Origin of the sequence: Pseudomonas sp. TH34 (genome assembly GCF_016650865.1) — a bacterium.
Classification (GTDB): Bacteria; Pseudomonadota; Gammaproteobacteria; order Pseudomonadales; family Pseudomonadaceae; genus Aquipseudomonas; species Aquipseudomonas yamanorum.
In genome coordinates this window covers 111,633-120,035 of sequence record NZ_JAEKFB010000025.1, presented here as the reverse complement: position 1 = coordinate 120,035, position 8,403 = coordinate 111,633, and the positions used below count along the sequence as shown (strand labels likewise).

The 8,403-nt window shown below is 56.2% G+C and carries 8 protein-coding genes and 1 pseudogene; 8 read left to right on the top strand and 1 reads right to left on the bottom strand.

The features are described from left to right. Nucleotides 1-26: 26 nt before the first annotated feature. The 7 genes and pseudogenes from JFU58_RS32310 to JFU58_RS32295 all read left to right on the top strand — a co-directional run. A pseudogene (locus JFU58_RS32310) lies at nt 27-709 on the top strand (fimbria/pilus outer membrane usher protein); the annotation flags it as partial. After that, nucleotides 698-1,102: a FimD/PapC C-terminal domain-containing protein gene (locus JFU58_RS32305; protein WP_446739984.1), complete on the top strand. Its 405-nt coding sequence runs from the start codon at nt 698-700 to the stop codon at nt 1,100-1,102. The pseudogene JFU58_RS32310 and the gene JFU58_RS32305, both read left to right, overlap by 12 nt. Further along, entirely contained in the window at nt 1,102-1,836 is a 735-nt protein-coding gene (locus JFU58_RS20370; protein ID WP_201141938.1) for a fimbrial biogenesis chaperone, read from the top strand. Before JFU58_RS32305 ends, JFU58_RS20370 begins: the two co-directional genes overlap by 1 nt. Nucleotides 1,837-1,988: 152 nt before the next feature. After that, nucleotides 1,989-5,006 (top strand): two-partner secretion domain-containing protein, encoded by a 3,018-nt coding sequence (locus JFU58_RS20365; protein ID WP_201141922.1) that lies wholly within the window; start codon nt 1,989-1,991, stop codon nt 5,004-5,006. Nucleotides 5,007-5,210: 204 nt separating this feature from the next. Further along, nucleotides 5,211-6,305 (top strand): fimbrial protein, encoded by a 1,095-nt coding sequence (locus tag JFU58_RS20360; RefSeq protein ID WP_342215288.1) that lies wholly within the window; start codon nt 5,211-5,213, stop codon nt 6,303-6,305. After that, nucleotides 6,271-6,636: a hypothetical protein gene (locus JFU58_RS32300; protein ID WP_242488296.1), complete on the top strand. Its 366-nt coding sequence runs from the start codon at nt 6,271-6,273 to the stop codon at nt 6,634-6,636. Before JFU58_RS20360 ends, JFU58_RS32300 begins: the two co-directional genes overlap by 35 nt. A gap of 4 nt (nt 6,637-6,640) precedes the next feature. Further along, a complete protein-coding gene (locus tag JFU58_RS32295) occupies nt 6,641-6,979 on the top strand; it encodes a hypothetical protein (RefSeq protein ID WP_242488295.1) in 339 nt (112 codons plus the stop codon). A gap of 163 nt (nt 6,980-7,142) precedes the next feature. On the opposite strand, the gene JFU58_RS20350 is transcribed toward JFU58_RS32295, so the two are convergent. Further along, nucleotides 7,143-7,559, bottom strand: a complete 417-nt coding sequence (locus JFU58_RS20350; protein WP_242488294.1) for a hypothetical protein — start codon at nt 7,557-7,559, stop codon at nt 7,143-7,145. Nucleotides 7,560-7,751: 192 nt separating this feature from the next. Here JFU58_RS20350 and JFU58_RS20345 point away from each other — a divergent pair, with 192 nt between their 5' ends. Beyond that, nucleotides 7,752-8,024, top strand: a complete 273-nt coding sequence (locus tag JFU58_RS20345) for a helix-turn-helix domain-containing protein (protein ID WP_177072429.1) — start codon at nt 7,752-7,754, stop codon at nt 8,022-8,024. Nucleotides 8,025-8,403: the final 379 nt, after the last annotated feature.

Below are 8,403 nucleotides of genomic sequence, written 5' to 3'. Positions count from 1 at the left end.
CCTGGACGCGAACATCAGCCAGCATCTTGGCGGGGAGGGGGCACGTCTATCTGAATGGCGCGTCGATAGGCTACTGGAATCAACCCGGCAAGACACTAACCTACTCCTTGGGTTACACCAACCAGTGGCACGGTAACAGTTATTCGATCATGGCGCAGCGTACCCAGGGTTTTTCGGGGAGGGGGCTATATGGAAGTGCCGGAAACACCAATACCTCTCTGACGTTAAGTGTTTCTATCCCGCTGGGGCGCGAGACACGCGGCGCGCCAATTCTGAGCGGGTTTGTCAGTCATGACGATTTATCCGGGACCAGGGTTTCCAGCGGAGTGTCCGGCACTCTGGATGAGAGGGGCAATGCCGCTTATTCGCTCTCATTGTCCCGTGACGAGCAGACCCCCGGGGCTACCAGCAATGGCAGCCTTAATTACCGGCTTCCTCAGGTTTCCCTGGGCGCCAGTCTTTCGCAAGGACCGGACTATCGTCAGGGTTCGGTCGGTGCATCGGGCGGCGTGCTATTGCACGAGGGGGCGTGACGCTATCTCAGCCTTTGGGCGAGACCATCGGCCTGGTGCATGTGCCGAGGGCAAAGGGTGCGCATGTGGGATATGGCGGAACTGATGTGGACGGTAATGGCTACGCAGTCGTGCCGAGTCTTACGCCTTATCAACTCAATAACATCGACATTGATCCAGCAGGGATGCCTGAAGATATCGAACTTCAGTTCAGCACCCGAAGCGTTGCCCCGCGTGCAGGGGCTGTGGTGATGCTGGCTTATCCAACGCTGAAATCCAGGCCGTTTCTGATCGACAGTCGGCTAACCAATGGTGATCTGCTGCCGTTCGCGGCTACGGCCATCGATAACGAAAGTGGCCAGACCATTGGGGCCGTGGGGCAGGGCAGTCGACTGGTACTGCGCAGCGACAAAGAGGCCGGTTCGATCCGTGTTGAATGGGGTAGCGAGCCTGGTCAGCAGTGTCTTATCGATTATGTCTTGCCCGTTAGAGCCGCGGGCGACAAACGCGGTTATGACGTATTGGCACTTACCTGCCATTCGTTGCCCGCCCTGGATGCACCCCCCTCAGCCGGGAGTGGGAAGGCATGATGCGCATATCGAAGATACTTCGGCCTGGTCTGGCTTGGCTTGCCCTGGCGATGCTATGGAATCTGGATGCACAGGCTGCGCTGACTGTTATCGGTACGCGTTTTATCTATCCCGCTGACGCAGCGTCACTGCCGATCAAAGTCGGTAATTCCGGCGATAAACCGATCCTGGTGCAAGCCTGGCTCGACCGGGGCGATATTGCGGCGGACCCACGCAAATTGAATGTTCCCTTCGTGCTTTTTCCTCCGATCCTGCGACTTGACCCTCAGCAGCGATCGGCACTTCAGTTGCGTTACACCGGCGAGCAGCTTGCACAGGACCGAGAATCGGTATTCTGGCTCAACCTGCTCGAGGTGCCCCCGCGCCCTCAAGGTCGCAAACACTTGTTGCAACTTGCTTATCGCATGCGAATGAAAGTGCTCTTCCGCCCCGATGGCATGCCGGGCCATCCCGCACAGGCAGCCACGCAGCTTTCATGGACGATCGAGCCGTTGCCGCAGCGGGTACTGAAGATCAGCAATCGCTCCGCCTACTACGTATCGATGCTGCACCTGACACTCGGCAGCGGCATCCGGTCCGCGCATTTCGAAGGGGTCACCGTCGAGCCTTATGGCACGACGCGTATCGCCCTGCCTGACACACAGGAGCGCTTCGCCAGCGGCGCGGCGATTCATTACGAGGTCGTTGACGACGACGGCACTCCCTTCAGTGCCCAAGCACAGGTATCGAAATGAAGGAAGGATCCAGAACCAATACCAAAGTGCTTACCGGCCCTCAATAAAAGGGCCGGAGTGCTCCCCAATCTTTCCGCGTACTGACATGCGCGGAAAGCGCTGGCGCTTGGCAACGGTTTGCTGAGCGCGAATAACGAGAGAAAGGAAGAAACGTGAACAAGATCTACGCATTGGTATGGAATCACTCTCAGGGCTGCTGGAAAGTTGCGCATGAGGGCGTTCGCCGTCGCTGCAAGTCCAGCCGCAAGCAGGTCATCGGTGGCGCGCTGTTGCTGCTGGGCATGGGCGTGTTGACGCCTGCGTTCGCGTTACCCGCTGGTGGCGCCGTCGTGTCCGGCAGTGCGGACATACTGGGCTATGAGAACGGGCAGAAGATGTCCATCAACCAGCATTCCGATAAGCTGATCACCAACTGGACCGATTTCAGTGTGGGTGCTGGTCAGTCCGTCAAATTCAATCAGCCAAGCAGCTCTTCCGTTGCCCTCAACCGGGTCATGGGTAACAACGCCAGCAGCATCAAGGGGCAAATCGACGCCAACGGCCGAGTGTTTTTGGTGAATCCCAATGGCGTGTTATTCGGCCAGGGTGCGCAGGTGAACGTTGGTGGGCTGGTAGCCACCACCCAAGGCATCAGCGATGCGGATTTTCTGGCGGGTAAATACACCTTCGCCGGTAACTCTAATGCCGAAGTTGTCAACTACGGCACCATCACGGCCGCGCAAGGTGGCAGTGTAGCGTTGCTAGGTTCGCGGGTCCGAAATGACGGCACAATCAAGGCCGAGATGGGCCGGGTGGCATTGGGCGCCGGCGCCGGCTTCACATTGAACTTCGATGGCAACAATCTGCTGGATCTGCAGGTCGATGGCGCGGCGATCAATGCCCTGGCTAAAAACGGTGGCTTGCTCAAGGCGGATGGCGGCCAGGTACTGATGACGGCAAAAAGTGCGGGCACCCTGCTGCAGGCGGTGGTGAACAACCAGGGTACAATCGAGGCCAAAACGTTGTCGGGCAAAGCCGGTCGGATCGTGCTTGATGGCGGTGATGCAGGCACGGTTCAGGTGGGTGGCGCGTTGACCGCCAGTGCACTCAACAGCTACGGCAACGGTGGCGTGATAGAGGTCAAGGGTAGCCGAGTGGAGACGCAGTTGGGCGCACAGGTCGATTCGCGCGCCAGCAACGGCCAGACGGGGACCTGGAAAACCAGCTCAGCGAATGTCACTGTTAGTGCGACAGCGGCATCCCCAGCAGGCACTGCTTTTTCCGACACGATATCGCGCAACCTGTCGAGTACTAACATTGAGTTAGTCAGTACCGCAGGTGACTTATCCATCGGCGGTCCGCTTGCTTGGGGCAGCGGCAACAAGCTGACGCTGAAGTCTGCAACTGACATCAATCTGAACGGTGCGCTTAGCGCGACCGGAACCGGTGCCAGCGTCGCATTGAACGCTGGCAAAGACTTGAACCTGAATAACATGATCAGTCTGACCGGGATCAACAGCGACCTTGACCTGGACTACGGGTCACACTCGTCCATGACCAGTGATTCGCAAGTCACCCTCTCCGGGGTAGGCGCCAGGTTTAATTCGAACGGTGCCGGCTACACCGTGATCCAGAATGTCGCGCAGTTGCAGGACATCGATGCAAACCTCAATGGCCTGTACGTTCTGGGTAACAAGATCGCGGGCTATGCCTTCAAGTCGATCGGTGGCGAGTCTCAGTTTACTGGGGTATTCAATGGCCTGGGCAATACGATCAGTGGGCTTTCGGTAACCAATCTCGGATCTAACGTGGGGCTGTTTGCCTCGTCGTCCGGTAGCATCGGCAACGTCAACCTGATGTCCATGAGTGTCTCGGGCGGGAATAGCAACCTTGGCTTCTCATCCATAGGCGGTCTGGTTGGTACGAACTCCGGGACGATAGCCAACGTCACGACCACAAACGTCAACGTAAACGCTGGTTCGCGCAGCGCCAACGTAGTCGGCGGGCTAGTGGGCAGCAACTTGGGCGGTACTGTCGAAAAAGCTTCCACTGCCGGCTCATTAACCGGCAACAATTACACCCTCTCGATCGGCGGCTTGGTTGGGGAAAGCGTTACCAATGCCTGGGGCGTTGCGAGCGTGGCCAACAGCACCTCGGCCGCCAACATTTGCGGTTATATGCAGCGCAATCTGACCGGCGGTGTAGGTGGACTGGTCGGCGCGAACAACGGTGGCTATATCACTGATTCGTCGAGCAAGGGGGTGACTTCGCCTAGCTATACAGGGCTCAACATCGGTGGCCTTGTGGGTTTCAATCAGAATGGTTTCATTGAGCGGTCGATCTCCTCGGGTGCTGTGCGCGGTACTGGTGCGAGTAACGTCGGCGGCCTGGTCGGTCTCAACGCTAACAGTTCGGTCAGCCAGTCAACCAGCAGTAGCGTTGTGACCGGGTATGGCTCGTTGGCAATTGGAGGGCTGGTCGGTATGAACCTGAACAGCACCTTATCCGATGTCAAGGCGAGCGGAAATGTGACTGACTCCAGTGGGGCCAATGTCGGTGGGCTCGTAGGTAACAACAACTTCGGCCAAATCAACACCGCTGAAGCGTTGGGTGTTGTGGTCGCTGGCGCCAACAGCCGGGTCGGCGGCTTGATCGGCAATAACTATGGCGGTGCAGTGTCGCACTCTGTCGCGCGCGGCAAGGTCAGCGGCGGCGCGAATAGCTATGCAGGGGGCCTAGTCGGTTTCAACGACGGCAATTTGCAGTCGGTCGAGGCGAGTGGCGAAGTGTACGCCAGCAGCAATAGTTTTGTGGGGGGGCTGGTGGGCACCAACGGCAACAACATTGGCAATACTATCGAATCGGCTTCGGCCAGCGGCAGTGTCAAAGGCGAAAGCCGCAGCATAGTCGGTGGCCTGGCTGGTCAGAACGATGCGCAGATTGTTAACTCGTCGACCAGCAGCATGGTCAGTGGCGGGTCCTACACAACTATGGGCGGCCTGATAGGGCTGAACAAGGGTAGCGTTCGTCAATCGGTCGCCAGCGGCAAGATCAACGTTCCCTCGAGTGGTTACTACCAAACCTATGGTGGTCTCGTGGGGGCCAACTATGGCGAGATGTTGTACAACGGCGTCTCGGGTAATGCTCTGCTGGTACCGCTGGCGGGGATTAACCAGGGGATCATTCGATAACCTGACATAACGCTTGCAGATAACCGCAGGCGGAGCCCTGTGTGTCTTCGCTTAAGCGAGAGCATGCAGAGCTCGCGCCTGCGGGTCATCAACGCCCAAGACATCGAGAGCGCCATGATCAGACGCCTACTGCTCCTCATGCATTGCATGAGGGACTGTTTCGCTTGCCCTAAACCTGCCTTGCTTTCCACAGGCACATTATTCGTGTGTATTCTGATAAGCGGTATTCTGGATGCCGCAACGATCAACAGCCAGGCGATCAATTGCGATTTCAGCAACGGCATCGGGGGGGGGTGGGTAGAAGTGACTCCCTTGACCAGTTCCACTCCTGTCGGGTCTATTCTCTGGCAGCGTGCTGTAGCGCTGAACGCCAACTATGTATTTGGCCCATCTACCGGTAGCGTCCGGCACGAACTGGTTTCTGCCGGGTACTGGACAGGGGGTACGCCCCTGCCCGACGGCATTGCACCCACGAATGTCTTCGGCATCGGTTTTAAGGTTTTCGTCAGATCTTCAGACGGTATCCTGCGATCAATCACGCAAAGCACTTTGCCAGTCGCATTCGAGAAGGAACTCGTGCAATACGATTCAAGCGGCGGTCAAAACCAGGGCTCCAGTCTCACCACCAATTACATTCAATACCTGATTCTCACAGTGCCTCCGAACCTGTTACCCAGCGGCAAACTGACCGTGGATCGTGTCGATGGTAGCGCCCTGTTGATGCTGTACGCAGTTGACCTCCTTCAAGGTGACGCCCGTCTTGGGGCAGGCATCAACGTCCCGTCTACGGTCATACCCAGGGGTATATGTCGAGCACCTTATCCGTTAATGGGCCCGGCGATCATCAATATGGGAGGAGGAGGGCCTGTCGTTGTTCCGAACACCTGTCAGGTCGAGGCGTACAGAACGATACCCGTTGACTTGGGCAGTTTTGCCATCAGCGGATTTCCTTATGTCGGTTCGACGTCTGCAGAAAAAATGTTCAATATTGAATTAAGCCAGTGCGCAGCTAATGCCAGGCCCAGGATTACTTTCAGCGACAAATACGCAAAACATTCAGGCTCAGACTTGTTGAATATCAAACCCTCGCAACAATCTGCACAGGGATTCGGCATTGTCATGACCAATGTACTGACCTCGCAGCGAATCATCTACGACCTTGTGGATTACGCTATGCAGCGAATAGGCGACAGGGCGCAGATACCGCTGCGTGCGAGTTACATTCGTACAGGAACTCCTGCTGAGTTGAGGGCGGGTGAGGCCGATGGCGCAGTGGAGTTCACCTTCACTTTTCCATAGAGTTTTCCTGGCGGCGGTAAAACAGTCGCCTATCGCCAGTATTCTGCCCCGAAACGACAAACGAGCGGCGAAGGGCAAGACCATCGTCGCCCACCTGGGCAACGGTGCCAGCCTGTGCGCGATGCATAAGTGTGTCAGTCAGGCAACGAGCATGGGCTTCTCCACACTGGGCGGGGTACTCATGGGCACTCGGCCTGGGCATCTCGACCCGGGCATCCTGCTCTACTTGATGCGTGAACGCGGCATGAGCGTTTCGTCCCTGGAACACCTGCTGTACCACGAGTGCGGGCTACGAGTGCGGGCTCCTGGGTGTGTCAGGGGGAATCTCTAGCGACATGCATGTATTGCAGACCAGTGAAGCGCCTGAAGCCAAGGCGGCGGTTGCTTTGTTCGTACGCAGCGTTTTGCGTGAGATTGGAGCGTATGCGGCCGTATTGGGCGGGGTAGATGCGTTGGTATTTACGGGAGGCATCGGTGAAAACGCCACCCCGGTGCGCACCGCGATTCTTAACGGTTGCCAATGGTTGGGTGTGCAGCGCGATAAGAGTGAGGCAAATGATTTATCAGGCTGCCTGTCGATGCCTGATAGCCCTGTGTCGGCCTGGGTCATACCCACTGACGAAAATCTGATCATGGCCCGACATGCCTTGCGACGGCTTCACAGCCTTTCCTGAATCCTTGCCTTTGGCCCGGCCAGCACCAGACCTGATTGAGCAACGAATGTCGGGCTTTGTCCAGCTCCGTGGGCGCGGCCGCTTTCTCCGCTCCCCTAGTGCCAAATCAACTACTTCCGCCAGAGAGGACCATAGAGAGATGCACTATCGCTCTGGAGCCTTTCTAGCCCGCGCGTTGGTGTGTGGTTTTGAAGATGCTGAGGCGAGTACAAAACTCGTGAACTCTTTTTTTCCGCAAGTCTAGGTCGCCGACCTTGTAGCTTGCGATGGCGGTTCGGTAAACAACCGCGTTTGCGTTAGTTGCGACCCCCTGAAATACGATGATGCTCTCAAGCTTCTCAAGAGCCCATTCACTTCGACCGCTGACCGTCGGAGGACACATCATGTGGACATGCTCGACCACTACGTCTTTCACCACGGACAGGTAGTGCTGCAATTCATACGCGCATTCGATCACTGCAGCGCGGTTTTTCTCACCCGTGCGCATAGACGTGATGGTAGCGATGAAGCAAGGACCTTCGATTTCCCCGTGAGTCCAGGTGCGAACCTCTAGATGGGCTGGGTCAAAAACAAAAATCACTCAAGGCACCGTGATAAGTGAGTTGTAACTGCTCTAGTGAGCAGCAAGGACTAGCCCGACGTAAGGATGGCGTACGGGAAGGATTTCGGCAGAGAATCACGCGAACACGTTAATTCTAGCTAAATGAACACTATAGATTGTAGTCCTATAGTATTCAAAAAGGCTTCATCGTTCCTTTTGCGAGGAACGATAATGGAAGTCAAAGAAGCCTTTGGGGTTGCGATGCGTAACGCGCGCGCTCGGCGGGGACTGACTCAGGAGGATTTCCATGGGATCAGCAGCCGGACCTACCTGAGCACCCTGGAGAGGGGGCTTAAGAACGTCACCTTAGAAAAAGCAGTCGAGCTTGCCAGACGTACCGGGGTCCACCCTCTAACCCTCATAGTGGAAATGTTCTTAGTTCTTGAGCCAGAAGCGGATCTTGCCTCGCTCTTTAAGCAAGTCATCAAAGAAATCGAGTCTTGATTTTGGATCAAACGAACACAAATCAGTGGCCCCAAGCGGCTTGGCCGACGGTCTTTCGAGCTAAGATCGCTGTCATCTGAGCAAAACAATCGCACGTCGGCACTTGAAAGATGAACACTATAGGACACAATAGCTTCTCGGCAGCCGGAAAACTCAGGTTGCAGCCTTCGATTTTAGGGTAATAGCATAGATATGCGTAAAACCTCCAATGTCTAAGTCAGCCCCTTCTATAAAGAAATGCCTATGGCTGACGAGGCTATTCCCGACTTACTCACCGCAAAAAACCACCAACCTTAAGGCCAATATAATCATTTCATAACCGCGGCAAATTTTTCTTAGGTACTTGAAGTGGTGGAGCGCGCCGTACTGCCTTTGGTCA

Bases quoted from the DNA above. Each gene is read 5' to 3' on its own strand.
- JFU58_RS32305 (WP_446739984.1), top strand. From the start codon at position 698: ATGCCTGAAGATATCGAACTTCAGTTCAGCACCCGAAGCGTTGCCCCG.
- JFU58_RS32295 (WP_242488295.1), top strand. From the start codon at position 6,641: ATGCATGTATTGCAGACCAGTGAAGCGCCTGAAGCCAAGGCGGCGGTT.
- JFU58_RS20370 (WP_201141938.1), top strand. From the start codon at position 1,102: ATGCGCATATCGAAGATACTTCGGCCTGGTCTGGCTTGGCTTGCCCTG.
- JFU58_RS32300 (WP_242488296.1), top strand. From the start codon at position 6,271: ATGGCGCAGTGGAGTTCACCTTCACTTTTCCATAGAGTTTTCCTGGCG.
- JFU58_RS20345 (WP_177072429.1), top strand. From the start codon at position 7,752: ATGGAAGTCAAAGAAGCCTTTGGGGTTGCGATGCGTAACGCGCGCGCT.